At 62.1% G+C, this 24788-nt stretch carries 19 protein-coding genes and 2 tRNA genes; 14 read left to right on the plus strand and 7 right to left on the minus strand.

Features of this window, described 5'->3' with window-relative positions; genetic code table 11:
* Nucleotides 1-117: 117 nt before the first annotated feature.
* The gene (locus H621_RS0111855) at nucleotides 118-660 is read right to left on the minus strand and encodes a TetR/AcrR family transcriptional regulator (protein ID WP_028943610.1); all 543 of its coding nucleotides are present in this window, start codon (nucleotides 658-660) and stop codon (nucleotides 118-120) included.
* Nucleotides 661-752: 92 nt separating this feature from the next.
* Between H621_RS0111855 and H621_RS0111860 the strand changes: the two genes are divergently transcribed.
* Nucleotides 753-1949, plus strand: coding sequence for an MFS transporter (locus H621_RS0111860; RefSeq protein WP_028943611.1), 1197 nt, complete (start codon nucleotides 753-755; stop codon nucleotides 1947-1949).
* On the opposite strand, the gene H621_RS0111865 is transcribed toward H621_RS0111860, so the two are convergent.
* Entirely contained in the window at nucleotides 1919-3130 is a 1212-nt protein-coding gene (locus H621_RS0111865; RefSeq protein ID WP_028943612.1) for an MFS transporter, read from the minus strand. The genes H621_RS0111860 and H621_RS0111865 overlap by 31 nt on opposite strands.
* Nucleotides 3131-3312: 182 nt before the next feature.
* On the opposite strand from H621_RS0111865, the gene H621_RS0111870 reads away from it, so the two are divergent.
* Entirely contained in the window at nucleotides 3313-4461 is a 1149-nt protein-coding gene (locus H621_RS0111870; protein ID WP_028943613.1) for a TDT family transporter, read from the plus strand.
* 79 nt (nucleotides 4462-4540) lie between these two features.
* Nucleotides 4541-6415, plus strand: a complete 1875-nt coding sequence (locus H621_RS0111875) for an MFS transporter (RefSeq protein WP_028943614.1) — start codon at nucleotides 4541-4543, stop codon at nucleotides 6413-6415.
* A 15-nt stretch (nucleotides 6416-6430) separates the two neighbouring features.
* On the opposite strand, the gene sugE is transcribed toward H621_RS0111875, so the two are convergent.
* Nucleotides 6431-6748: a quaternary ammonium compound efflux SMR transporter SugE gene (gene sugE / locus H621_RS0111880; protein WP_028943615.1), complete on the minus strand. Its 318-nt coding sequence runs from the start codon at nucleotides 6746-6748 to the stop codon at nucleotides 6431-6433.
* Nucleotides 6749-6966: 218 nt separating this feature from the next.
* Nucleotides 6967-7887, minus strand: coding sequence for a recombination-associated protein RdgC (gene rdgC, locus H621_RS0111885; protein WP_028943616.1), 921 nt, complete (start codon nucleotides 7885-7887; stop codon nucleotides 6967-6969).
* A gap of 159 nt (nucleotides 7888-8046) precedes the next feature.
* Between rdgC and H621_RS0111890 the strand changes: the two genes are divergently transcribed.
* The 10 genes from H621_RS0111890 to H621_RS0111935 all read left to right on the plus strand — a co-directional run bounded on the left by H621_RS0111890 (nucleotide 8047) and on the right by H621_RS0111935 (nucleotide 18993).
* A tRNA-Val gene (locus H621_RS0111890) sits at nucleotides 8047-8122 on the plus strand.
* A gap of 16 nt (nucleotides 8123-8138) precedes the next feature.
* A tRNA-Asp gene (locus H621_RS0111895) sits at nucleotides 8139-8215 on the plus strand.
* 333 nt (nucleotides 8216-8548) lie between these two features.
* Nucleotides 8549-12337, plus strand: a complete 3789-nt coding sequence (locus tag H621_RS0111900; protein ID WP_028943617.1) for a bifunctional nitrate reductase/sulfite reductase flavoprotein subunit alpha — start codon at nucleotides 8549-8551, stop codon at nucleotides 12335-12337.
* Between the two features lie 277 nt (nucleotides 12338-12614).
* Nucleotides 12615-15173 (plus strand): nitrite reductase large subunit NirB, encoded by a 2559-nt coding sequence (nirB, locus tag H621_RS0111905; protein WP_028943618.1) that lies wholly within the window; start codon nucleotides 12615-12617, stop codon nucleotides 15171-15173.
* Entirely contained in the window at nucleotides 15173-15541 is a 369-nt protein-coding gene (gene nirD, locus H621_RS0111910) for a nitrite reductase small subunit NirD (protein ID WP_028943619.1), read from the plus strand. The genes nirB and nirD overlap by 1 nt, the downstream gene beginning before the upstream one ends.
* 44 nt (nucleotides 15542-15585) lie before the next feature.
* Complete coding sequence (gene pcaQ / locus H621_RS0111915; protein ID WP_028943620.1) at nucleotides 15586-16518, plus strand: pca operon transcription factor PcaQ; 933 nt, start codon at nucleotides 15586-15588, stop codon at nucleotides 16516-16518.
* Between the two features lie 226 nt (nucleotides 16519-16744).
* Nucleotides 16745-17467 (plus strand): BamJ family beta-barrel-assembly machinery protein, encoded by a 723-nt coding sequence (gene bamJ, locus H621_RS0111920; protein ID WP_028943621.1) that lies wholly within the window; start codon nucleotides 16745-16747, stop codon nucleotides 17465-17467.
* A 282-nt stretch (nucleotides 17468-17749) separates the two neighbouring features.
* Complete coding sequence (locus tag H621_RS0111925) at nucleotides 17750-18190, plus strand: YkvA family protein (RefSeq protein WP_028943622.1); 441 nt, start codon at nucleotides 17750-17752, stop codon at nucleotides 18188-18190.
* A 99-nt stretch (nucleotides 18191-18289) separates the two neighbouring features.
* Nucleotides 18290-18628: a helix-turn-helix domain-containing protein gene (locus H621_RS0111930; RefSeq protein ID WP_028943623.1), complete on the plus strand. Its 339-nt coding sequence runs from the start codon at nucleotides 18290-18292 to the stop codon at nucleotides 18626-18628.
* Nucleotides 18610-18993, plus strand: coding sequence for a hypothetical protein (locus H621_RS0111935; protein WP_036989745.1), 384 nt, complete (start codon nucleotides 18610-18612; stop codon nucleotides 18991-18993). Before H621_RS0111930 ends, H621_RS0111935 begins: the two co-directional genes overlap by 19 nt.
* On the opposite strand, the gene H621_RS0111940 is transcribed toward H621_RS0111935, so the two are convergent.
* Together H621_RS0111940 and H621_RS0111945 are read right to left on the minus strand one after the other, a co-directional pair.
* A complete protein-coding gene (locus H621_RS0111940) occupies nucleotides 18975-20747 on the minus strand; it encodes a bifunctional diguanylate cyclase/phosphodiesterase (protein ID WP_028943625.1) in 1773 nt (590 codons plus the stop codon). The genes H621_RS0111935 and H621_RS0111940 overlap by 19 nt on opposite strands.
* Nucleotides 20748-20871: 124 nt before the next feature.
* Complete coding sequence (locus H621_RS0111945) at nucleotides 20872-22959, minus strand: carboxy terminal-processing peptidase (protein WP_167332107.1); 2088 nt, start codon at nucleotides 22957-22959, stop codon at nucleotides 20872-20874.
* 140 nt (nucleotides 22960-23099) lie between these two features.
* Here H621_RS0111945 and H621_RS0111950 point away from each other — a divergent pair, with 140 nt between their 5' ends.
* Nucleotides 23100-24062 carry an NAD(P)H-quinone oxidoreductase gene (locus tag H621_RS0111950; protein ID WP_028943627.1) on the plus strand — a complete coding sequence of 321 codons (963 nt, stop codon included), beginning with the start codon at nucleotides 23100-23102 and terminating at the stop codon, nucleotides 24060-24062.
* Nucleotides 24063-24128: 66 nt separating this feature from the next.
* On the opposite strand, the gene H621_RS0111955 is transcribed toward H621_RS0111950, so the two are convergent.
* Entirely contained in the window at nucleotides 24129-24782 is a 654-nt protein-coding gene (locus H621_RS0111955) for an HAD family hydrolase (RefSeq protein ID WP_028943628.1), read from the minus strand.
* Between the last annotated feature and the right edge of the window lie 6 nt (nucleotides 24783-24788).

Consider the following 24788-nt stretch of genomic DNA (forward strand, 5'->3'; position numbering starts at 1 on the left):
GAACAGCCGTTGGGGCAACGCAGGCGTAACGGCGAACCTCGATCAATCAGTCTGGCACGCCGTTGGCGCTTCGTCAGCGCCGACCATGGTCGCAGTGGCAGAGCGTCGCAGGGTGGCTCAGGCCAGGGCCAGGTCGACCAGCCCGTGCAGTTGTTCCAGGCTCGGTGGGGCTTCGGCAAACAGGATACGAAATACCGTGGGCGCCACCAGCAGGTCGAGCAGCCGGTCAAGGTCTGGCAGGGCTTCGCCGCGGCGTTCGGCCCGCGCCAGAATCACCTGCAACTGGCTGCGCAGGATGCGCGTGCAGTAGCCAGGGCAGGCGCTGCTGATCACGTCGCGCATCATGTTGCGGCCAACGTCCGAGCTCATTTCGTCCAGGTACTGTTCGGCCCAGGCCAGCAGGTCGCCGCGCAAACTGCCGGTGTCGGCGGGCGCGGTATCCGGGCGCAGGCGTTCGAGGGCAACATCGGCCAGCAGGGCGACCAGCTCTCCCCAGCGTCGGTAGATGGTCGAGGGTGTTACACCGGCGCGGGCGGCAACCTGTGGAACGGTCAGGGTCGAGCGATCTTGCTCCTGAAGCAAGGCGCGAACGGCCGCATGGACTGATTCCTGCACACGGGCACTGCGGCCACCCGTGCGAATCCCTTCTTTTATTGGCATGCGTCAGACCTTAACACAAAGGGTTTGCGTTAAGGCGTGGAGGCGCGCAGACTTTGCAAAAGCTAACAGTTAGCTTTTGCTGGAGCTCGCCCATGACCCTCGCGTCCCCCTCGCCACTGTCCCGTCGTTTTTCCGCGTTGTACCTGGCTGTTGGCCTGCTCGGTTTTCTGGCCGCGTCCAGTGCGCCGACACCGCTGTATCACCTGTATCAGGAGGCCTGGCAGTTCTCGGCAGCAACCCTGACCCTGATTTTCGCCGTGTACGCCCTGAGCCTGTTGGCGGCGTTGCTGACGGTGGGATCGCTGTCGGATTACCTGGGCCGTCGTCCCCTGATCCTGGCGGCCTTATTGCTCGAAAGCCTGGCCATGGCGCTGTTCATCGTCGCCGACAGCGTCGCCTGGCTACTCGCGGCGCGGGTGTTGCAGGGCTTTGCCACTGGCATGGCAACCAGCGTGCTGGGCGCGGCACTGCTCGACACCGACCGCGATCAGGGGCCGCTGGTCAACAGCCTGGCGCCGCTGCTGGGAATGGCTTGTGGTGCGCTGGGTACCAGCCTGCTGGTGGCGTACGCCGCCTGGCCACTGCGGCTGGCCTACTGGCTGTTATTGGGACTGTTCGTGTTGCTGGCATTGTTGCTGGCTCGCTTGCCGGAAAGCGTCACCCGTCAGCCAGGTGCGCTCGCGGCATTGCGTCCCACCATGAGCGTACCGCCCCAGGCCCGGCGCGCCGTGTGGCGGATGCTGCCAGTGAACGTGGCGGTCTGGGCCCTGGGTGGGTTCTCTCTGTCGCTGTTGCCGTCAATGGTACGTGCGGCCACCGGCTCCACCTCCAGCCTTACCGGTGGTGCGGTGGTTGCTACCTTGACCTTGAGCGGGGCACTGGCGATTTTCAGCGTGCGCCGGTGGGCGCCGTTGCGGGTGCTACGGTTGGGGACGCTGCTGTTAGGCAGTGGTGCCGTGTTGATGTTGTTGGCGTTGCAAAGTGGCCTGCTCGGGGGGCTGTTCGTCGCCACACTCGTGGCTGGCTGTGGTTTTGGCGCCGGATTTCTCGGCGCCTTGCGCAGTACCCTGCCACTGGCCCAGGCCCATGAGCGGGCCGGCTTGATGGCAGCCTATTACGTGCTGAGCTACCTGGCCTTCAGCCTGCCGGCGCTGCTGGCAGGCCTGTTGGTACGTCAGTTCGGCCTGATGTTCACTAGCGAAGGGTATCTGATTGGCCTGTTGGCATTGTGCCTGCTGGCCTGTACCGGCCTGTTCGGTCAACGTTCGGTGACAGCCTGCTCAACCTGACGAGGGCTGGTGCGAGCGCCCAGAGAGTAGAACAGCGCTGCCAGCAACACCGCGCCGATCAACAGATAGAAGGTAGCCACCGGTACCAGGTGGGCCAGGGCGAACCCGCAGATCACCGGACCAAGTGCCGCGCCGAGGTTGGACAGGTTCTGCGCGCCGTAATACACCCCGCGCAGGTGTTCCGGGGCAATGCTGTCGATGAACATGTACTCGGCCGGGATCACGATGATCTCGCCCAGGGTGAAGACCACCATGGCAAGGCACCAGGCCAGCAGTGACTGGGCCATGGAAAACCCCAGCAGCCCGACCAGGAACAGCGTCATGCCGGCCATCAGCCAGGGAATCAGGCGACGGGTACTGATGCGTCGACCGATGACGTACTGCAGGGCAATAACGGTTACGGCGTTGGTGGCTACCAGGTAGCTGATATAGCGGGCGGCCTCACTGGCGTTGCTGGTCACTACCAGGTATTGCGACAGGTAGGCGGTGAACTGGCCGAACACCACGGCGCTGAGCGCACCGCCCAGGGTGAAGTAGATCAGCCGTCGATCCCTGATCATTTGCACGCCCACACTGAGGAAGCCGGCCTGGGGGCTGTCATCGAGCTGCGTCCGTGCCGAGCGTTCGCCCCAGCGCCGGTAGCACAGGCACATTGCCAGGCCCAGGAGGGCCGAGAGCAAAAAGGGCCAGTGATAGTCGAACATTACCAACGCCACGCCGATGAACGGCCCCACTGCATAGGCCACGTTGTTCAGGGTGTATTTGATCGCGAACACTTCGCCGCGTTGCTCCAGCGGCAACAGCGCACAGAAGCCGGCCTTGGCGGCAATAGTGACCACAGCAAGGGCCAGGTTGATCAGCACCAGGCAGATGAAAAACAAGCCGAGTTCGCGGCTGATCACCGCACCGATGAACGCTACGGTGAAGGTCAGGGTCGAGACGATGATCACGGTGAAACTGCGCAGGGTGTCGATCAGGTAGCCGCCGTAGAGGCTCAGCAGCGAGGCGACAATCAGCGCACCGCCGATTATTAGGCCGATACCGCTGACATCCAGGGCGAAATTTTCCGAGAGGTAAACCACCAGGTAGGGCAGGGTGATCGCCCGGGCCAGGGTGAGGGTAAACGTAGTTGCGAGCAGCAGGCGAACCTGGGGTGCATAGCGCTTCATGGCGTCGAACATTGTCACGTCCTTGTTGTTATTGCGTGGAGCCGCCAACGCCCAGCATACCTTCCTGTAGAAGGGGTGTAACAGGATGTTCTATATCTATGAAATAGATAACAGATAGAGAAAATACCCGTTATATGGATATTCTTTGAGCGCATAAGATTGGTTGACCTCACCGGAGGACAGGAGAACCGACCATGACTTGCCTGCAACAACACGCCACTTCATCTTTGCGCCCACTGAACCGCCTGGCTCACCCGCGTGAAGTGATCCGTCAATTCACCCCCAACTGGTTCGCCGCGACCATGGGCACCGGGGTGCTCGCGCTGGCGCTGATGCAGGTGGGAATGGAACGTCTGCACAGCCTGGCCGAAGCGCTGTGGTGGTTGACCGTGGGCCTGTTCGTCCTGTTCAGCGTGCTATACACCGCGCGCTGGGTGTTGTTTTTCGATGAGGCACGGCGGATTTTCGCCCACTCCACCGTATCGATGTTTTTCGGCACCATTCCCATGGGGCTGGCCACCATTCTCAACGGCGCCTTGCTGTTCGGCATCAATCGCTGGGGCGAGGGCATCGTGCCGTGGATCGAAGCGCTGTGGTGGTTCGATGTGGGCCTGGCCCTGTTGTGCGGCGTGGCCATTCCCTACCTGATGTTCACCCGCCAGGAGCACAGCATCGATCAGATGACTGCCGTCTGGCTGCTGCCTGTGGTCGCCGCCGAAGTAGCGGCAGCCAGCGGCGGCCTGTTGGCGCCGCACCTGATCGATGCGCAGAGCCAGTTCCTGGTGCTGATCACCAGCTATGTCATGTGGGCGGTGTCGTTGCCAGTGGCTTTCAGCATTTTGACCATCCTCATGCTGCGCATGGCCTTGCACAAGTTGCCCCACGCCAATATGGCTGCGTCGAGCTGGCTGGCGCTGGGCCCGATCGGTACCGGGGCACTGGGCATGCTGGTGCTGGGCGCCGATGCCCCAGCCGTGTTCGCTGCCAATGGCCTGGGTGGCCTGGGTGAGATTGCCCGTGGCCTGGGACTGGTCGCCGGCATTGTGTTGTGGGGGGCCGGACTGTGGTGGTTGCTCACCGCGGTGCTGATTACCCTGCGCTACATCCGTCACGGCATGCCCTTTAATCTGGGCTGGTGGGGTTTCACCTTCCCGTTGGGGGTGTACACCCTGGCAACGCTCAAGCTGGGCGCCTGGTTGGGGCTGGCCTTCTTCCACAGCATGGGGCTGGTGCTGGTAGTGGCCCTGGCCGGCCTGTGGCTGCTGGTCGGCAGTCTGACCTTGCGCGGCGCCTGGCGGGGTGAGTTGTTCGTGTCACCCTGCATTGCCGGGCTCAACAAGTAGATTGCATTTACCTGAGTGATTGTGGCTTTGTTCGGCTTGCGCGCCTCCAATGACAAAGCCCCACTCAGGTACACGGACGATGAGTCAAACCTCGCAATTCAGCCTCCTTGGCAAGCGGCGATTTTTGCCCTTCTTTATTACCCAGTCGCTGGGTGCCTTCAACGACAACCTGTTCAAGCAGTCGTTGATCCTCGCCATTCTCTACAAACTGGCGATCGACGGTGACCGTTCGATCTGGATCAACGTGTGTGCGCTGCTGTTCATCCTGCCGTTCTTCCTGTTTTCCGCCCTGGCCGGGCAATTTGGCGAAAAGTTCGCCAAGGACGCGCTGATCCGCCTGATCAAGTTGGCCGAGATCGGCATCATGGCCGTGGGTGCCATCGGTTTTCTGACCAACCACCTGGCGTTGATGCTGCTGGCGTTGTTCGCCATGGGGACGCACTCGGCACTGTTCGGTCCGGTCAAATATTCGATCCTGCCGCAGGCCTTGCGCGAGCAAGAGCTGGTTGGGGGTAACGGCCTGGTGGAGATGGGCACATTCCTGGCGATCCTGGCCGGGACCATTGGCGCCGGGGTCATGATGTCCAGCACCCACTATGCGCCGGTGGTGGCCTGCGCCGTGGTGCTGGTGGCCGCGCTGGGCTACCTGTCGAGCCGGTGGATTCCGCGCGCGAGCGCAGCGTCGCCACAGATGAAGCTGGATTGGAACATCTTTACGCAATCCTGGGCCACCTTGCGCCTGGGGCTTGGCCAGACCCCTGCGGTGTCACGTTCGATTGTCGGCAACTCCTGGTTCTGGTTTGTCGGTGCGATCTACCTGACGCAGATTCCGGCCTACGCCAAGGACTGGCTACACGGTGACGAGACCGTGGTCACCCTGGTGTTGACCTTGTTCTCGGTGGGCATCGCCCTGGGGTCGCTGTTGTGTGAGCGTTTGAGTGGGCACAAGGTAGAGATTGGCCTGGTGCCGTTCGGCTCCTTTGGACTGACCCTGTTCGGCCTGCTGTGGTGGTGGCATTCGGGCGATGTGCCGGCAGCGGCAACGCCCCATGACTGGCTGACTCTGCTGGGCATGACCGAGGCATGGTGGATCTTGCTGGCGATTGTCGGTCTTGGCGTCTTTGGCGGCTTCTACATCGTGCCGCTGTATGCCTTGATCCAGTCGCGTACCGCGGTTAACGAGCGCTCGCGGGTGATCGCCGCCAACAACATTCTCAATGCGTTGTTCATGGTGGTCTCGGCAATTGTCACCATCGCGTTGTTGAGCCTGGCCGAACTGACCATTCCCCAGTTGTTCCTGGTGGTGTCGTTGCTGAACATTGGCGTAAACGCCTACATCTTCAGGATCGTCCCCGAGTTCACCATGCGCTTCATGATCTGGCTGCTCAGCCATTCCATGTACCGGGTCGAGCACCGCGACCTGCAGCAGATTCCGGAGGAGGGTGCGGCGCTGCTGGTGTGCAACCACGTGTCGTTTGTCGATGCCTTGCTGATTGGCGGGGCAGTGCGCCGGCCCATCCGGTTTGTCATGTACTACAAGATCTACCAACTGCCGGTGCTCAACTTCATCTTCCGTACCGCAGGTGCCATTCCCATTGCCGGGCGCCATGAAGATGGCGAGATCTACGAGCGGGCGTTCAAGCGCATTGCCGATTGCCTGGCCGAGGGTGAACTGGTGTGTATCTTTCCGGAGGGCAAGCTGACCAGTGATGGTGAGATCGATGAGTTCAAGGGCGGGGTAAGCCGGATCATCGAACAGACACCGGTACCGGTGATTCCGCTGGCTTTGCAGGGCTTGTGGGGCAGCTTTTTCAGCCGCGATCCGGGCAAGGGTTTCTTTCGGCGCTTGTGGTCCAGGGTGACCCTGGTGGCCGGTGCAGCAGTCCCGGTAGACGTAGCGCAGCCGGCACTGTTGCGAGAGCGCGTCAGCCAGTTGCGAGGCGAACTGCGCTGACAGCGAAGGGCAAGGTCAGCTGGCGCTGACCTTGAGGCCGATCAGGCCGGTGACAATCAGGGCAACGCTGAGCAGGCGCACCAGCGCCATGGATTCACCGAACAGGATGATGCCGGCGATCACCGTGCCGACCGCACCGACACCGGTCCAGATGGCGTAGGCCGTGCCCAGGGGCAGCTCTTTCATGGCAAGGCCCAGCAGGCCGAGGCTGATGGCCATGGCAGCGACAGTCAGAACAGTGGGAAGGGGGCGAGTGAAACCGTCGGTGTATTTAAGGCCGACAGCCCAGCCGACTTCGAACAGGCCGGCGAAAAACAGGATGATCCAGGACATGCGGAGTCTCCATCAGGTTGATGGGGCCGTCCCCGAAGCGGTCACGCGGTGCGTCGTGAGGCCGTCCTCACAGTGGGCAATATAGTGCCCAACTTGTAAATGATGAGCAAGCCAGCTGGAAGCAACTGTCTTGCACAGTTGCGGTGGGAGCCGGGTTGCCCCGCGAAGCGATGCGACCTGCACATCACCATCGAGGGGCAAGCCCGCTCCTGCTTTGATTAGACCCCTTGCGGAATCTCTTCACCGCCCAGTGCTTCAAACAGCGCTGGGAGGAATTCGCCGAAGGTCAACATCATCAGGGTAAAGCTGGCATCGAGTTGCCCCAGGGCTTCGTCGCCACCGTCCTCTTCGGCCTGGTCCTGTAGCAGCTCTTCAAAGCGCAGGCGTTTGATGACCATCTTGTCGTCGAGCACGAACGACAGTTTGTCCTGCCAGGCCAAGGACAGCTGGGTCACCACTTTGCCGGTGCCCAGGTGCAGCTGGATCTCGTCGCTGGTCAGGTCCTGGCGCTTGCAGCGCACGATGCCGCCGTCTTCGTGGGTGTCGCGCAGTTCGCACTCGTCCAGTACATAGAAATCCGGGGCCGCTTGCTGGGTCTTGACCCAGTCGGTCATGGTCGCGCTCGGGGCGATCTTCACGGTGACCGGGCGTACCGGCAGCGAGCCCATCACTTCACGCAGGGTCGAGAGCAGATCTTCGGCACGCTTGGCGCTGGCCGAGTTGACCAGGATCAGGCCTTGCTTGGGGGCGATGGCAGCGAAGATCATCGAACGGCGAATAAAGGCACGCGGCAGGAAGGCCTGGATGATCTCGTCCTTGATCTGGTCGCGCTCCTTCTTATAGACCTTGCGCATCTGTTCGGCTTCGATCTCGTCGATCTTCTCTTTGACCGCATCACGCACCACGCTGCCGGGCAGGATGCGTTCTTCTTTACGTGCCGCGATCAGCAGGAAGTCACCGCTGACATGTACCAGTGGAGCATCCTCGCCTTTGCCGAACGGCGCGACGAAACCGTAAGTGGTCAACTCCTGGCTGGCGCAAGGACGCGCCGGCTTGCTGGCCAGAGCGGTTTCCAGTGCTTCGGGATCGAACGGGACATCCTGGGTCAGGCGATAGGTCAGCAGGTTTTTGAACCACATGGGGTGAATCTCTCCTCAACACATAAGGAGGGCATTATTCTCCGAGCGGGCACTTCAGGCCAAGTCCGCTAAGTCTTTGGAACGCCTGAAAAATTTTTTTAAAAAAGTGCTTGCCAGAGTGTTCGGTGCTCCGTAGAATGCGCGCCACACCGAGACGAAGGGTGATTAGCTCAGCCGGGAGAGCATCTGCCTTACAAGCAGAGGGTCGGCGGTTCGATCCCGTCATCACCCACCACTTCTCAGTGTATCGCGCAGCGGTAGTTCAGTCGGTTAGAATACCGGCCTGTCACGCCGGGGGTCGCGGGTTCGAGTCCCGTCCGCTGCGCCATATTTAGCTTCCAGGGCCCACTGAACACCCGGAAGCCACAAAGAAAGCGACCTTAGGGTCGCTTTTTTTGTTTCTGCCGTTCGGCTTTTCCACCCCGCATGCCTCTGCATGGTGCGCACGTCCCCAAGGCGGTGCGTCCGTGGCGCTGTGTTACGCTCGAAACCCCGCGATTAAAGGGCTGCGCAAGCTGGCGCGACCTTTGCTACTGCCTGTCTATCCGGCAATCAACGCAGATTGCTCCGTTCACGACAAAGGCGCCGTGCTGCCCTGACTTGTTTTCACAAGCCAGAACAGCAGGGCGCCTTTTTGTTTGCGCAAGCAGGAGGTAGGCAGATGAGCAGCACCAGCGTGCGCAGTGTTTGCCCGTATTGTGGTGTGGGCTGTGGCATTGTCATGACGGTTGAAGGCAACCGGGTGACCAACGTCAGCGGTGACAAACAGCATCCCAGCAATTTTGGCCGATTATGCACCAAGGGCCTGACATCGCATCAGCCGCTGCGCGAGTCTGGGCGTATGGGGCACGCCTATGTCCGAGAACTGCGCCAGCGCGATCCGGTGCAGACCGGCATCGATACTGCTATCGAGCAGGCCGCCCGGCGCCTACGCGCAATTATCGACGAGCATGGCCCGGATGCCCTGGCGTTCTATGTGTCTGGGCAGATGTCGCTGGAGGCCCAGTACCTGGTCAACAAACTGGCCAAGGGCTTTGTTCGTAGCCGCCATATCGAATCCAACTCACGGCTGTGCATGGCCAGCGCCAGCAGCGGCTATAAACAGTCACTGGGTGCCGACGGCCCGCCGGGAAGCTATCAGGATTTTGACCGCGCCGATGTGTTCTTGGTGATTGGCGCGAACATGGCCGACTGTCACCCCATTCTGTTCCTGCGCCTGCTTGACCGGCTCAAGGCCGGCGCCCGCTTGATTGTCGTCGACCCCCGGCGCAGTGCCACCGCCGACAAGGCCGACCTGTTCCTGCAGATCAAGCCCGGTACGGACCTGGCCTTGCTCAATGGCCTGCTGCACCTGCTGCACAGCAATGGCCATAGCGATGCCGACTTCATTGCCCGCCATACCGACGGCTGGGAGGCGATGCCGGCCTTTCTCGAGGACTACACCCCCGCGCGGGTCGCTGCCATCACTGGCCTTGCCGAAGCCGACATCCGCACGGCCGCTCATTGGATCGGTCAGGCTCCGGAATGGATGAGTTGCTGGACGATGGGCCTGAACCAGAGCATCCACGGCACCTGGCAGACCAACGCGCTGTGCAACCTGCACCTGGCCACCGGCGCTATTTGCCGGCCGGGCAGTGGTCCCTTTTCGTTGACCGGACAGCCCAATGCCATGGGCGGGCGCGAGATGGGCTACATGGGGCCGGGCCTGCCGGGCCAGCGTTCTGCCCTGGTGGATGCGGATCGCGCCTTTGTCGAACGGTTGTGGAACCTCCCCGCAGACAGCCTGCGCAGTGAGACCGGTGACGGCACCGTAGCTCTGTTCGACAGCCTGGCCGCAGGCTCGATCAAGGCTTGTTGGATTATCTGCAGCAACCCGGTGGCCAGCGTCGCCAATCGCCAGCAGGTCATCGATGGTTTGCAGGCGGCGGAACTGGTGATCACCCAGGATGCCTTCCTCGATACCGAAACCAACCGCTATGCCGACATCCTCCTGCCTGCCGCACTTTGGGCCGAAGGCGAGGGGATAATGGTCAACTCCGAGCGCAACCTGACCTTGATGAACAAGGCAGTCGAACCGCCGGGCCAGAGCCTGCCCGACTGGCAGCTTATCGCCCGGATCGCCTGTGCCATGGGCTATGCCGAAGCTTTCAGCTACGACAGTGCGGAGGCGGTCTTCGAGGAAATTCGCCAGGCCTGGAACCCGGCCACTGGTTATGACCTGCGCGGCGCCAGCTATAGCGCCTTGCGCGAGGCGCCGCGGCAATGGCCGTGCGAGCCGCAGCGCGTCAATCCACGCAGCCCGCTGCGCTATCGCAACGACGGTGTCAGCCAGGCGCTGCTGCGTGATGGGCAGGGGCAGGTGCCCGCCATCGCCTTCGCTACCAGCAACGGCAAGGCGCGTTTCTTCGCACGGCCTTGCCTGCCGCCCGCAGAGATGCCGAATGACGATTTCCCCCTGGTGCTTAACACCGGGCGCGTCCAGCACCAGTGGCACACCCTGACCAAGACCGGCAAGGTGGCGGCCTTGAACAAACTCGACCCCGGGCCTTTTGTGGAGATTCATCCCGAGGACGCCGCGCGCCTGGGCATCGCCGAAAAGGATCAGGTACAGGTGCGCTCGCGCCGTGGCCAGGCGGTGCTGCCGGCACGGATCACCACGCGGGTACTGCCGGGCAACTGCTTTGCGCCGTTTCACTGGAACGATACGTTTGGCGACAACCTCGCGATCAACGCGGTCACCAGCGATGCGGTAGACCCGGTGTCGTTGCAGCCGGCCTTCAAGTACTGCGCGGTGGCCTTGAGCCGGGTTGCCGGTGAGCGTATCGAAGCAGTTGAAGTGGCACCGCTGGTGTCTGTTCGCGATCAGCATCTGCTGCTCTGGGCCTCGCAAACCGGCAACGGCCAGGCGCTGGCCGAACGCTGCGCCGAACACCTGCGCCAGGTCGGGCTGCCGGTGCAGCTCAGTTGCATGGAAGATGTGGCGCTTGAGCAACTGGACAACCCCGCCAGCTTACTGCTGATCGCCAGCACCTTTGGCGATGGCGACGCACCGGACAGCGGCGCGGCCTTCTGGCAGGGGCTGCATGGTGAGCATTCCCGGCGGTGTGCGGGCCTGCCTTATGCGGTACTGGCCCTGGGGGATTCCAGTTACCAGCAGTTCTGTGGTTTCGGTCGCAAGCTCGACCAGCGCCTGCAAGACCTGGGTGGTCGGCGCCTGCTGGAGCGAGTCGATTGCGAAGGCGATCCGTTGGAGCCCGCGGGGCAATGGCTGCAGGCGCTGCTGGCCAAGTTCGGCCATCAAGGCGCATCGGCGCTGGGCGGCATGGCCCCTGCTGCCCGTGAGGGGTTCAGCAAGCAGGCACCGCTGTCGGCGCGCCTGCTGGACAATCGCCTGCTCAACAGTCCGGGTGCCGGGAAGGAAACCCGGCAAGTGGTGTTCGACTTGGCCGACAGTGATTTCAGGTATCAGGCTGGCGATGCACTGGGTGTCTGGCCGCGTAACTGCCCGGCGCTGGTAGAGGCGTTTCTGGCGGCCAGCGGGCTGGATGGCAACCGCTGCGTCAGCCTCAAGGGCCTGGCCGACATGCCGCTGTTCGAGGCGTTGACCGATCACCTGGAAATTGCCCGCATCACGCCGGCCTTGCTGGAAGCTGTGGCCAGCCACATTGATGATGCGCCGTTGCGCCAACTGCTGATGCCGCAAAACACGCTCGCGCTCAAGGACTGGCTGTGGGGCCGGCAACTGGTCGACCTGCTTCAGGCCTACCCGGTGCAACTGCAGCTGGACACCTGGCTCAGCCTGTTGAAGCCCTTGCAGCCAAGGCTCTATTCGATCAGTTCAAGCCCCGGCTTCCACCCAGGCCAGGTGCATTTGACGATGTCCACGGTCCGCTATGGCCAGCGCAAAGGCGTGTGCTCGACCTACCTGGCCGATCGCCTTGGGCAGGGCAGTGCGAGAATCTTCACCCAGCCGACGCAACATTTTCTCTTGCCCAAAGACAACGACGCGCCTGTCATCATGGTCGGCCCTGGTACCGGTGTTGCGCCGTTTCGCGCCTTTCTTCAAGAGCGCCAGGTGCAGGGCGCCAGCGGACGCAATTGGCTGTTCTTTGGTGAACAGAAAGCGGCCACCGATTTCTATTACCGCGATGAGCTTCTGGCGTGGCAGCGCGAGGGGCATCTCACTCGCCTGGACACCGCTTTCTCCCGTGACCAGTCGGCGAAGATCTATGTGCAGCAACGCATGATCGAGCAGGGCGCCGAGCTCTGGCGCTGGCTGGAGGAGGGCGGTCATTTTTATGTGTGCGGCGATGCCGAACGCATGGCCAAGGATGTCGAGGCGGCGCTCAAGCAGATCAGCCGCGAGCACGGTGCGCTCAGTGCCGATCAAGCCGATGCCTATGTCAGCGAACTGAGCCGCAGCAAGCGCTACCTGCGCGACGTGTATTGAGGGTGCCCCATAAGGGGGAGTGCTGCACCAGCCTGGGTCGGTGATGACGGCCGGCTGAACGGCCAAACCCCCGGTTCACGGGGTGTTCGGCAGTTGGCACGCTCCCTGCTTTTATCGAAATACAACGTTCTCGCGGGTCAATGGCGATCTGCACCGGAACTACACAAAACGACCAGGCAAAGGCGCCTGGAGCTTCGGCTCCAGGCGCCTTTTTTTGTTTTTCGGGGTTAGCCCCGGCAGTACAGCCACCGTGAATGGCCTTGAGTGAGGATCGGGTATGAATGCAGCAACGACCATCGCCCAGCGAGAAAAACTGATCATCGTTGGCAACGGCATGGTGGGGCATCACTGCGTCGAGCAACTGATCGAGCGAGGAGCCTTGGGCCGTTTCGAGGTGCAGGTGTTCGGTGAGGAGCGTCAACGCGCCTACGACCGGGTTCACCTGTCGGAGTACTTCAACGGCAGCGATGCCGAAACCTTGGCCCTGGGTGCAGTGGGGTTGTATGCCGAACACGGCATCAGCCTGCACCTGCAGGAGGCGGTGGTGGCGATCGATCGCGAGCGCCGCGAGGTGGTGACCCCGCTTGGACGCTATGCCTATGACCAACTGATCCTGGCCACCGGCTCTTATCCCTTCGTGCCGCCCATCGAGGGGTGTGAGGGCGCTTCGCGCCTGGTGTACCGCACCCTGGATGATCTGGACGCCATCCGCGCCGCTGCAACGGGTGCCCGGCGCGGGGTGGTGGTCGGTGGCGGGCTGTTGGGGCTTGAGGCGGCCAACGCCCTCAAGTCCCTGGGCCTGGAAGCTCAAGTGGTGGAGTTTGCCCCGCGCCTGATGCCGGTACAGCTCGACGCTGAAGGCGGCGCGGCTCTGCGTGCGCAGATCGAGGCACTGGGCGTTGGGGTGCATCTGTCACGGGCAACCCAATCGGTGGTTGCCGGCGATGACTACCGCTACCGGATGAACTTCGATGGCGGTGAGAGTCTTGAAACCGACCTGATCGTATTCTCCGCCGGCATCCGCCCGCGGGATGCGCTGGGTCGCAGCAGCGGCCTGGAAATCGCCGCCCGTGGAGGCGTGGTGATCGACAGTAACTGCCGCACCAGCGATGCGCAGATCTTCGCCATCGGCGAATGTGCTTCGTGGAATGGCAGCGTGTTCGGTTTGGTCGCGCCGGGCTACACCATGGCGCGCAATGTGGCCGCGACACTGGCCGGTGAAGAGGCCGCCAGCTTCACCGGTGCCGACATGTCGACCAAGCTCAAGTTGCTGGGTGTCGATGTCGGCTCCATAGGTGATGCCCAGGGTGCGACGCCGGGGGCGCGCAGCTATCGCTTTATCGACGAAGCCAACTCGGCGTACCGTCGTCTGGTGGTCGATGCCAGCGGCAAGCGCGTGTTGGGTGCGGTGCTGGTGGGCGACAACAGTTACTACGATACGCTGCTGCAGTACGCACAAAACGGCATCGCATTGCCTGCCGATCCATCTGCGCTGATCTTGCCGCAATCGACCGGTGCGCCAACCCTGGGCGCCGATGCCTTGCCCGACAGCGCAACCATCTGTTCTTGTCACAACGTCAGCAAGGGCGCGATCTGCAGCGCCATCGACAACGGCTGCGGCGAACTGGGTGCGCTCAAGCAGCAGACCAAGGCCTGTACCGGATGCGGTGGCTGCGCGGCGCTACTCAAGCAGGTGTTCGAGCATGAGTTGATCGCCCGCGGTGCCAGCGTCGACAAGAGCCTGTGCGAACACTTCGCCTACACCCGCCAGGAGCTCTACGCCCTGGTGCGGGTGGAGGGCATCCTGAGTTTCGATGAGATGCTCGCCAAACATGGCCGCGGCCATGTGGGCTGCGACATCTGCAAACCCACCGTTGGCTCGATCCTGGCCTCGTGCTGGAACCAGCCGATCATGGACCCGTCGCTGGTACCGCTGCAGGACACCAACGACACTTTCATGGCCAACATGCAGAAGAACGGCACCTACTCGGTGGTACCGCGCATCCCGGGCGGCGAAATCACCCCGGACAAGCTCATCGTCATTGGCCAGGTGGCGAAGAAGTACGACCTCTACACCAAGATCACCGGCGGCCAGCGCATCGACCTGTTCGGGGCCCAGCTTCACGAGTTGCCGGCCATCTGGGGCGAACTGATCGAGGCCGGATTCGAGACCGGTCATGCCTATGGCAAGTCCACACGCACGGTCAAATCCTGTGTCGGCAGCACCTGGTGCCGCTATGGCGTACAGGACAGCGTACACATGGCCCTGACCCTGGAAGACCGCTACAAGGGCCTGCGCTCACCGCACAAACTCAAGTTCGCGGTATCGGGCTGCACCCGTGAGTGTGCCGAGGCGCAGAGCAAGGATATCGGTGTGATCGCCACCGAGAAGGGCTGGAACCTGTACGTCTGCGGCAACGGCGGCATGCGTCCACGGCATGCCGAACTGTTCGCTACCGACCTGGACGATGCCGCGCTGATCCGCACCATCGACCGGGTGCTGATGTTCTACATCCGTACTGCCGACAAATTGCAGCGCACCTCGGTGTGGCGTGAAAGCCTCGAGGGCGGCTTGGACTACCTCAAGCACGTGATTCTCGACGACAGCCTGGGCCTGGGCGCGGAGCTTGAAGCGCAGATGCAACTGGTGGTCGACCGATACGAATGCGAATGGGCGAATGCCCTGAAGGACCCGGAAAAACTCAAGCGTTTCCGTACCTTCGTCAACGACCAGCGCCCGGACCCAGGCGTGCATTTTGTCCGCGAGCGTGGCCAGCGCCGACCGATCGGCGCCGCTGAACTTCACTTGATCCCGACCACTGAAGAGGTGCTGTGATGAGCGTGTCCACTGTTGCTGTAAACCTGCAAGCCCGACACTGGCAGGCCGTGTGCAACCGCGATGACCTGGTGGCGCAATCGGGAGTGGTGGTGTGGTTCGAGGGACGGCAGGTGGCGCTGTTCTACCTGCCAGGGCAGAGCACACCGGTGTATGCCGTTGATAACGTCGACCCCAGGTCCGGCGCCAATGTGATTGGCCGTGGACTGGTGGGGCATCTGAACGGCGAACTGGTGGTGGCGGCGCCCTTGTACAAGCAGCACTTCTGCTTGAGTGACGGTCGTTGCCTGGAGGATGCGGGGCAGGCGTTGCAGGTGTGGCCGGTGCGCTTGTGTGGTGATCAGGTAGAGATCGGACAAGCCCCGTAGGAGCGGGCTTGCTCCGCGAAAGCCCGCGCCGATAAACTCCGGCGATGAACCTCGACACCCGTATCAAATTCCGCCACCTGCTGTGCTTTCTCGAAATTGCCCGCCAGGGCAGTTTCGCCAAGGCTGCCGATGCCATGGCGATCAGCCAGCCTGCCATCTCCAAGACCCTCAAGGAGCTTGAAGACCTGCTGCAGACACGCCTGTTCGAGCGCAGCAAGCAAGGCGTCGAACTAACCCCGGCCGGGGTGCGTTTCATGCGTTATGCCGGGCCCAGCGTCCAGGCCCTGCGTGAGGGTGTGAGTACCTTGCGGGGTGAGGAGCATGCACCGCCACAGGTGCGTGTCGGTGTGCTGTCTACGGTTGAAAGCCTGCTGATGCCCGAGGTGCTCTGTCGCCTGCACCAGCGCCATGAGGCCCTGGTGGTCAGCGTGGCCACCGGCCCCAGCGCTCATTTGCTGGCGCAATTGCATGTCGGCGAGCTGGACCTGGTGATCGGGCGCATGACCGACAGCCCGCAGATCCAGGGCTTGTTGTTCGAGCACCTGTACAGCGAGTCGATGTCGCTGGTGGTGCGTCCGGGACATCCGCTGCTGGCCGGTCAGCCTGTCGAGCGTAGCCAGGTCGGCCGCTATCCATTGGTACTGCCGCTGGCCGGTACGACCATCCGCAAGCACGCCGACAGTCTGTTCGTGCAGTGCGCCATCGAGCAACCGCTGCAGCGCCTGGAAACCCTGTCGCCAGCCCTGAGTCGCCGTTATGTGCAAGGCAGCGATGCCGTATGGGTAGCGCCGCGTGACGCCGTGCGGGTCGATCTGGGCCGGGGCGAGTTGTGCGAACTGGACCTGGGTGTGCAAGAGCCGGGCGGTTCGGTGGGCATCTGCAGCAACGCCGCGTTGCCACTGAGTTTGCCGGCCCGCTGGTTGTGCGAAGTGCTGCGCGAAGTGGCCGCGCAGTACCGCGACGGCAGCTACCCCTGAAATCCTGTCCTTATTACAAACTGCTACAAAAACTGCGCGCAAATTTGCTCAAGCGCCATGCCCCGTCAATACTGGCCACTGGCTGCAGCTTTGTATGAAGAAGGTTTTAACTGGCTGAACTTATCCGGCTTTTGTTGCTCTCATGCCGGTAGCCATTGGTCGTGGCCGCCTGATAAGCTCGCGGCTTTACTCGATTGCCCTATCGGCGCATGAACAAGGAAATAGCATGAAACAGCATCGGTTGGCGGCTGCGGTTGCCCTGGTTAGTCTGGTCCTGGCGGGTTGCGATTCGCAGACCAGCGTCGAGCTCAAGACTCCGGCACAGAAAGCCTCCTACGGTATTGGCCTGAACATGGGCAAAAGCCTGGCTCAGGAAGGCATGGACGACCTTGATTCGAAAGCAGTTGCTCAAGGCATCGAAGATGCTGTTGGCAACAAAGAGCAGAAGATCAAGGACGATGAACTGGTCGAAGCCTTTGCTGCCTTGCAGAAGCGCGCTGAAGAGCGTCTGGTCAAGATGAGCGAAGAGTCGGCTGCCGCTGGCAAGAAATTCCTTGAAGAAAACGGCAAGAAGACCGGTGTCGTGACCACCGCTTCCGGCCTGCAGTACGAAGTGATCAAGAAGGCCGACGGCGCCCAGCCAAAGCCGACTGACGTGGTCACTGTCCACTACGAAGGCAAGCTGATCGACGGCAAGGTCTTCGACAGCTCCGTCGAGCGTGGCAGCCCGATCGACCTGCCGGTCAGCGGCGTGATCCCGGGTTGGGTCGAAGGCCTGCAACTGATGCACGTGGGCGAGAAGTACAAACTGTTCATCCCGGCTGACCTGGCCTACGGCGCCCAGAGCCCGAGCCCGATGATCCCGGCCAACTCGGTCCTGGTTTTCGAGCTGGAACTGCTGGGCATCAAGGATCAGGCCAAGCCTGAAGCCGACGCCGCAGCCGAGTAAGCTGCCGCGTTAACGACAACGCCCCGTCTCGACGGGGCGTTGTCGTTTCTGGCGATTGCATCGAACCCCGAAGGCAAGGCAAGGTCTGAAAAGCTGCAACGAACGCCGAAAAGGCGCACGATGGGCAAAACGTTTGCGCCATTGAAACAGGTGTGTAAAAAACGCCCGATTTGACCCCGGCCCTTGCCTGGCGGGCGCCTCGAGGGGCAAATCTCGCTCTGTTCACAAGGTTATCCACAATAATTGTGGATAACCTTTCCCTGGCTGGTCCCTGGAGGCCATATGAAAGCACCGTGGAATTTTGCCCGCTTTCTGCCCCTGGCCGAGCGCCTGCTCAGCCGTGGCCGTCTGCCGGCACTGATTTTTGCCGTGGCGCGCAAAGGGCCAAGGCTTGGCAAGCTGCGTGAAGATGTGGGTTTGCTGCAGGCCCTGTGCCTGGCCTGGTGGCGGGGGGAGTACCGCGCCATCAGCCCCAAAGCGCTGGTGACCGTGGTAGCGGGGTTGCTGTATTTCGTCAGCCCCCTGGACGCCATTCCCGACTGGCTGCTGGGTGTGGGCTTTCTCGATGACATCGCCGTGCTGGCCTGGGTGCTGAAAGCCGTTTCCGATGAACTGGAGGCGTTCAATGCCTGGCGGACGCGGCAGGCGCCCGAGAAGCTGCGGGTTGTCGAGCGACTCCCCGCTACCGCCGAATCCCTGCGGCTGGAGCAGGAAAAAAGCTGATTACACCGCGCTCCCCTGCACACCCTTGTGGCTGGTAATATAATTGGCATAAGGGTTATGCCTACGGATTACATGTCGTAGTCCTACAAGGGGGTTGTAATGAGTATTCAGGTCATCAGCCGAGACGGTCAACCCGAGTACGCGGTTGTACCCTGGGAGCAGTACCAGGCACTGCTCAAGGCCGCCGGCCAAGCCGAGCAGGTCGCCGTCGAGCACACAGAATCCACCCCATCCCAAAGCGCCAGCTTGCCAAGTTTCAGCGAGCTGGCGCGTTTGCGTGAAGGCAAGGGCCTGGCGCCGGAGCAATTGGCGCGCAGCGTCGGCATCAGCCCGGTGTACCTGGCGCTGATCGAGAGCGGCGAACGCCAGCCGGATGCCGCCATTCGCCGCAGCCTGGCCTGGGAGTTGGGGGTGGCCGGATGGAGCGAACCGTCGTGAGCAGCGTACGCATCAGTCGCCAGCACTGGGATGGCCTGCTTGGCGAGCTGGATCTGGCCCGTCGCCAGCGCCACTTGTTGACCTACCGTGCTTTGCTCGAACGCCTGCAACTGCCGAGCCCTGCCATGCAGACACTGACCGCTGCGCTTGAACATCTGGCAGCACTGGACGCCCGAGCCGAGCAGCCATTGCGCAGCTCGCTGGTGATCAGCCAGGGTGCCAGCCGCTTGCCGCGCACGGGCTTTTTTGAGTGTGTCGAGCGGCTGGGGCGTTTTTCCGGGCCTTCCGACGGTATGGCCGCCGCGTCCTGGCATGCCTCCGAAGTGGTCCGCGTGTTCGAGTACAGCTACCCCGAGGAAGCTTGAGCGTCAGGGACAGTGTCGATTCGATAGACACTGTGCCCGGACAGGTCCTTGGCCTGGTGCTTGGCCTGCGAGGCCAGTTCAGCCAGTTGCCCTGCATCCAGGCCGGCGCAGGCTTGCGGGTGCAGATGCACCACGCCGATCGACAGCGACAATAGCGCAAACTCCTGCCGCTGGCCCTGGCGGTTGGGGGCAATGAAGCAACCTGCCTGCAGGTGCTCGGCGCGGTAGAAGCGTCGACACTGTTTCTGAAAGTCTTCCAGCAGTAACTGCAACCTCCGCTCCCAATCTGCGGAGCCCAGCACCAGCATGAAATCATCGCCGCCAATGTGGCCGACGAAGTCGTGGTTGGGGTCGACCCGTTCGTTCAGGCACTGCGCCAGGCACAGCAGCACTTCATCGCCGCGGGCGTAGCCATAGATGTCGTTGAATGGCTTGAAGCTGTCGATATCCACATAGCAGATCGCCGCCTCGCGCTGCTGTTGCAGCAGGCGAGTGAGGCATTGCTGGATCGGTACGTTACCTGGCAGCAGGGTCAACGGGTTGGCATAGCGTGCCTGTTGGATCTTCTGTTCGGTAATCAGCTTGAGCACATCAATCACCCGGCCCAGGCCCAGGTAGCGGCCGTTGTGGGTAATGATGAAGTCTTCTTCGATACGCTGGCGGGCGCGGCTGGTCAGCAGGCGACTGACCTTTTGCAGCGACTGCACCAGCTCTACGGCCAGGAAATCATCGCTCATCAGGCGACTGATCGGCTTGCGTGCGAACAGGTCGGTCGCAAACGGCTTGAGCAGCGCATCAGACAACGAGTGACGGTGGACGATTCCGCAGGGCTGGCGTCGCTCGTTCAGCACCGCCACCGAGTTGAGGTTGGCCTGGCGGCGGAACAACTCCAGCACTTGTGCGGTGGGGGTGCCGTGCGCCACCGCAGGTTGCTCGTTGAGCAGCGCGGCCAGGTTGCCGCAGTCGTCGTTCAGTACCTGTACCTCGCGGCTCGTGCTGCCGAGCATCTGCTGGATGTCCCGTGACGCCTGCTCCTGGGGGCGGCCGAGCAGATAGCCCTGGACCAGATCGACGCCCATGTCGGTCAGCACCTGGAGCTCCTCGGCAAGTTCGATGCCTTCGGCGATCACCTGGGCCCGCGATGCGCGAGCAATCTGCAGGATGGAGCCGACAAACTCGCGCTTGACTGCGTCCTGGTGGATGCCATCGATGAAATGGCGGTCGATCTTGACGTAGTCCGGGCGCAGTTCCGACCACAGCCGCAGGCTCGAATATCCAGCGCCCAGGTCATCAAGGGCAATCGAAAAACCCATGTCGCGGTAGTGGTGCAGGGCATTGAACAGCAACTGGAAGTCGTCGGTGGGGGTCTGCTCGGTCAACTCGATCACTACCCGGCTGGGCGAGAGCCCCAGGTCGTGGAGCATTTTCAGGGTGCGCCCGGACTGGTATTGGGGTTCCAGCAGCGATTCGGGAGAGACGTTGAGAAACAGCTTGCCCTCCAGTTGCTGCTGGCTGAAGCGGCGGCAGGCGCTTTCCCGACAGGCCACCTCCAGCTCGGTCAGGCGTCCGGCCTGGCGGGCGACGGCAAACAGGTTGATCGGTGAGTGCAGGGGGCTGTTGGAGGGGCCGCGGCTCAAGGCCTCGTAGCCGAGGATGCGTCGCTGCGACAGGCAGACAATGGGCTGGAACAGACTGTGCAAGCCGCTTTGAGCCAGAATGGTGCTCAACGCGCTGAGCTGTTCGGTCACGGTCATGGGCAGCACTACCTTGAAATAAAGGGACTGGAGCCAACGGCTTCAGTCCCTTTATTTCACGACAGATTCGTGACTGTTTAATGACCCAATGGCGGCACGGTCACATTATTTTGCCATTACCGTTTCAGCGGTTGTTCTTGGCCACCGCCGAGTTCAACCCGAGGTAGTCGAGCAGGATACGCCCGGACTCGCTCAGGTAGGCGTCGTCCTCGGGTTTGGTGTCGTCCGGCTCGGCGGGCAGGGCGTCTTCGTCTTCTTTCTTCAGCTCCTTGAGCGGCTCTTCGCCCTTGGCTTTGCGACGGGTGTTCTCCAGTGCCAACTGCTTGCTTTCGATATCGGCGTGCTGGGCGCGTCGCTCGGCTTCGTTGAGGCTCACGGTTTTTTCGTTCATCAGCTTCTGGGTCAGCGCCAGGCGGTCGCGGATGTAGACAAACTCCGGGTCCTTGGCCGTACGGCTATCGTGACGGGCCTTGAGCTGGGCCAGGAACGGCTTGAACGGGTCGACCGCAGGCTTGATGGCCGGGCGGATGGTGTCCCATGGCATGGCCTCTGGCAGGGCGCTCTCACCGATTTCCTTGGTGTCGATGATCGACGGGTAGTCGATGTCAGGCAGCACGCCCTGATGCTGGGTACTCTGCCCGGAAACCCGGTAGAACTTGGCCAGGGTCAGCTTCAGTTCGCCATGGTTGAGCGGCTGGATGGTCTGCACGGTGCCCTTGCCGAAGGTCTGGCCACCGAGGATCAGCGCGCGGTGATAGTCCTGCATGGCGCCGGCGAAAATTTCCGAGGCCGAGGCTGAAAGGCGGTTGACCACCAGGGCCAGCGGGCCTTTGTAGAAGGCGCCGTTGTTTTCATCTTCAAGCACGTCGACGCGGCCGTCGCTGTTGCGCACCAGTACGGTCGGGCCCTTGTCGATGAACAGGCTGGTCAGCTCCGTGGCTTCCTGCAGGGAACCGCCGCCGTTGTTGCGCAGGTCGATGACCACGCCGTCGACTTTTTCCTTCTGCAGTTCGGTGAGCAGTTTTTTCACGTCGCGGGTGGTGCTCTTGTACTCTGGATCACCGGCACGGAATGCCTTGAAGTCCAGGTAGAAGGCCGGGATCTCGATGATGCCGAGCTTGTAGTCGCGGCCATCCTGCTTGAGCTTGAGCACGGATTTTTTCGCCGCCTGCTCTTCAAGCTTCACCGCCTCGCGGGTGATCGGCACGATCTTGCTGGTCTGGTCATTCGGGGCGTTGGTCGCCGGAATGACTTCAAGGCGAACCACCGAGCCTTTCGGGCCGCGGATCAGCTTGACCACTTCGTCCAGGCGCCAGCCGATGACATCGACCATTTCCTTGTCGCCCTGGGCTACGCCGATGATCTTGTCGGCAGGGGCCACTTGCTTGGTCTTGGCGGCAGGGCCGGCCGGTACCAGGCGCACGATCTTGACCAGGTCGTTGTCACTTTGCAGCACGGCGCCGATACCTTCGAGCGACAGGCTCATGTTGATATCGAAGTTTTCCGCGTTGTCAGGCGACAGGTAGTTGGTGTGCGGGTCGTAGGACTGGGCGAAGGTGTTGATGTAGGCCTGGAAGATATCTTCGGCGCGGGTCTGGTCGAGGCGGGTGAGCTGGTTCTTGTAGCGCTTGGTCAACAGCTCCTGGATGGCCTTGGGCTCTTTGCCGGCGATCTTCAGGCGCAGCACTTCGTCCTTGACCCGTTTGCGCCACAGGTCGTCGAGTTCGGCCTGGTTCTTCAGCCACGGGGCGTCCTTGCGGTCGATCAGCAGGGTTTCCTTGGTGCTGAAGTCGAAGTTCTCGACACCCTTGTTCAGCTCGGCGAGGGCGAAGTCCAGGCGCGATTTGACCCGATCCAGGTAACGTTTGTAGATGGTGAAGCCAGGATCGAGGTTGCCGCTCTTGAGGAAGTCGTCGAACTGGGTCTTCCACTTGTCGAACTCGGCGATGTCGCTGGCCAGGAAATAGCTGCGGGCCGGGTCGAGCAGCTTGATGTAGCTGTCGTAGATGATGACCGAGCGCGCGTCGTTGAGCGGTGGTTTGCTGTAGTGGTGGCGCTTGAGCAGCTCGACCACGTTGAGGCTGGCGACCACTTCGTCACGCCCGGGCTGGAGTTTGTCCCAGCTGTTGCTGGCCCAAGCACTGCCCACCAACGGCAGACTGCCCAGACCGATCAACAGGGCGAGGGTGGTGCTTGGCAGAAAATGCTTCATGCTGATTCGACGTAGGGACAATTGATCACGCATATTAGGCCGTCTTTGGATTCGCCGGTTCCATGAAAACCGGACGCATAATGCAAAAAGCCCGGGGCTACAGCTCCCGGGCTCAGTCATGACTCAACTATGGAGGCACTGTGAAAGCATTGCAAGGCGTTGACGGACATGTGGAGTGGGTTGCGACGACAAGTCCAGCTTGCGATATCGGTCAAGTACGAATTCGAGTGGCCGCAGCCGGCCTCAATCGTGCCGACTTGCTGCAGCGCGCCGGGCTTTACCCGCCGCCGCCGGGCGCCAGTGAGTTTCTGGGGCTGGAGTGTTCCGGGGTGATTACCGAAGTGGGTGCCGGGTCGTCCTGGCAGGTGGGGGATCGGGTGTGCGCGCTGCTGGCCGGTGGCGGCATGGCCGAGGAGGTGGTGGTCGATGCCCGTCATGTGCTGCCGGTGCCCGAAGGTCTGAGCCTGGCAGAGGCTGCCGCGATCCCGGAGGTGTATGCAACGGCCTGGCTCAATGTGTTCCAACTGGCCGGGCTCAAGCCGGGCGAGAAGGTGCTGTTGCATGCAGGGGCCAGTGGCGTGGGGTCGGCGGCGATCCAGCTGTGCAAGGCGTTCGGCAGCCCCTGCTGGGTGAGTGTCGGTTCGGCCGAGCGCCTGGCTTACTGCGAGTCGCTGGGCGCCAGCGCCGGTGTGGTGCGCGGTGATGACCTGAACAGCCTCAACGACTTCGGCCCGTTCGATGTGATCCTCGACCCGGTCGGGGCGAACTATGCCGAGCTCAACCTCAAGTTGCTGGCCCGTGACGGGCGCTGGGTAATCATTGGCTTGATGGGCGGGCGCAAAGCAGAGCTGGACCTGGCGCAATTGCTGGTCAAGCGCGTGCAGGTGCTGGGCTCGACCCTGCGCACCCGCGACGATCAGTTCAAGGCGGATCTGCTCAGTGACCTGGGGCAGCAGGTGTGGCCGTTGTTCACCGAAGGTCGGCTCAAGCCGCAATTGGCCAAGGCGTACCCGGTCAAGGATGCCGAGGCAGCGTTTGCCGAACTGGCGAGCAACCAGGTGTCGGGCAAGTTGGTGCTGGTGATCGACGAAAGCCTGGTATAGGCCGTAGATCGCGAGGCAAGCCCGCTCCTGCGGTGGGAGCGGGCTTGCCTCGGATGCTTGTTTCAATCACGTCCAGGCATGAATCGGCCAGCCGTTCTTCTCTGCATGTTCGCGCAACACCGGGTCGGGATTGACCACATGGGGGTAGTCCACCTTCAGCAGCAGCGGCAGGTCATTGCGCGAGTCTGAATAGAAGCTCGCCCCCTCGAGGTTTTCCTCTTCCTGATCGAGCCACTCCAGCAACCGGGTGATCTTGCCTTCGCGGTAGGTCAGCACACCGGTGGTCTTGCCGGTGTACACGCCATTTTCGACCTCAAGGTTGATCCCCAGGTATTCGTCGATGCCCAGGCGCGCTGCGATCGGCCCCACCAGGTGGGTGCCGGAGGCAGAAATCACCAGGATACGGTCGCCTTGCTTACGATGCTGGGCAATGCACTTGCACGCATCACTGAAGATGATCGGCTCGATAAAGTCCTCGACCCAGGGTTCGACCAGATGCTCGACCTCTTCCAGGCTGCGTCCGGCCACCGGCTCCAGGCTGAAGGCCATGTAGTCTTCCATGGCCAGGTGGCCCTTGCCGTAGGCATCCATCAGTTCCCGGTCGCGGCGCAGGAAGGATTCACCATCGACCCACTCGAGGCGGGCCATCTGTTCGCTCCACAAGGAGGCGCAATCACCGTGGATCAGGGTTTCGTCCAGATCGAAAATCGCTAGTGCCATGTTCAG

The organism is Pseudomonas vranovensis DSM 16006, assembly GCF_000425805.1.
Lineage (GTDB): Bacteria > Pseudomonadota > Gammaproteobacteria > Pseudomonadales > Pseudomonadaceae > Aquipseudomonas > Aquipseudomonas vranovensis.

Bases quoted from the DNA above. Each gene is read 5' to 3' on its own strand.
- H621_RS0111925 (WP_028943622.1), top strand. From the start codon at position 17,750: ATGAAAGCACCGTGGAATTTTGCCCGCTTTCTGCCCCTGGCCGAGCGC.
- H621_RS0111875 (WP_028943614.1), top strand. From the start codon at position 4,541: ATGAGTCAAACCTCGCAATTCAGCCTCCTTGGCAAGCGGCGATTTTTG.
- H621_RS0111940 (WP_028943625.1), bottom strand. From the start codon at position 20,747: ATGACCGTGACCGAACAGCTCAGCGCGTTGAGCACCATTCTGGCTCAA.
- pcaQ (WP_028943620.1), top strand. From the start codon at position 15,586: ATGAACCTCGACACCCGTATCAAATTCCGCCACCTGCTGTGCTTTCTC.
- nirD (WP_028943619.1), top strand. From the start codon at position 15,173: ATGAGCGTGTCCACTGTTGCTGTAAACCTGCAAGCCCGACACTGGCAG.
- sugE (WP_028943615.1), bottom strand. From the start codon at position 6,748: ATGTCCTGGATCATCCTGTTTTTCGCCGGCCTGTTCGAAGTCGGCTGG.
- rdgC (WP_028943616.1), bottom strand. From the start codon at position 7,887: ATGTGGTTCAAAAACCTGCTGACCTATCGCCTGACCCAGGATGTCCCG.
- bamJ (WP_028943621.1), top strand. From the start codon at position 16,745: ATGAAACAGCATCGGTTGGCGGCTGCGGTTGCCCTGGTTAGTCTGGTC.
- nirB (WP_028943618.1), top strand. From the start codon at position 12,615: ATGAATGCAGCAACGACCATCGCCCAGCGAGAAAAACTGATCATCGTT.
- H621_RS0111865 (WP_028943612.1), bottom strand. From the start codon at position 3,130: ATGTTCGACGCCATGAAGCGCTATGCACCCCAGGTTCGCCTGCTGCTC.
- H621_RS0111900 (WP_028943617.1), top strand. From the start codon at position 8,549: ATGAGCAGCACCAGCGTGCGCAGTGTTTGCCCGTATTGTGGTGTGGGC.
- H621_RS0111935 (WP_036989745.1), top strand. From the start codon at position 18,610: ATGGAGCGAACCGTCGTGAGCAGCGTACGCATCAGTCGCCAGCACTGG.
- H621_RS0111955 (WP_028943628.1), bottom strand. From the start codon at position 24,782: ATGGCACTAGCGATTTTCGATCTGGACGAAACCCTGATCCACGGTGAT.
- H621_RS0111870 (WP_028943613.1), top strand. From the start codon at position 3,313: ATGACTTGCCTGCAACAACACGCCACTTCATCTTTGCGCCCACTGAAC.
- H621_RS0111945 (WP_167332107.1), bottom strand. From the start codon at position 22,959: ATGAAGCATTTTCTGCCAAGCACCACCCTCGCCCTGTTGATCGGTCTG.
- H621_RS0111860 (WP_028943611.1), top strand. From the start codon at position 753: ATGACCCTCGCGTCCCCCTCGCCACTGTCCCGTCGTTTTTCCGCGTTG.
- H621_RS0111930 (WP_028943623.1), top strand. From the start codon at position 18,290: ATGAGTATTCAGGTCATCAGCCGAGACGGTCAACCCGAGTACGCGGTT.
- H621_RS0111855 (WP_028943610.1), bottom strand. From the start codon at position 660: ATGCCAATAAAAGAAGGGATTCGCACGGGTGGCCGCAGTGCCCGTGTG.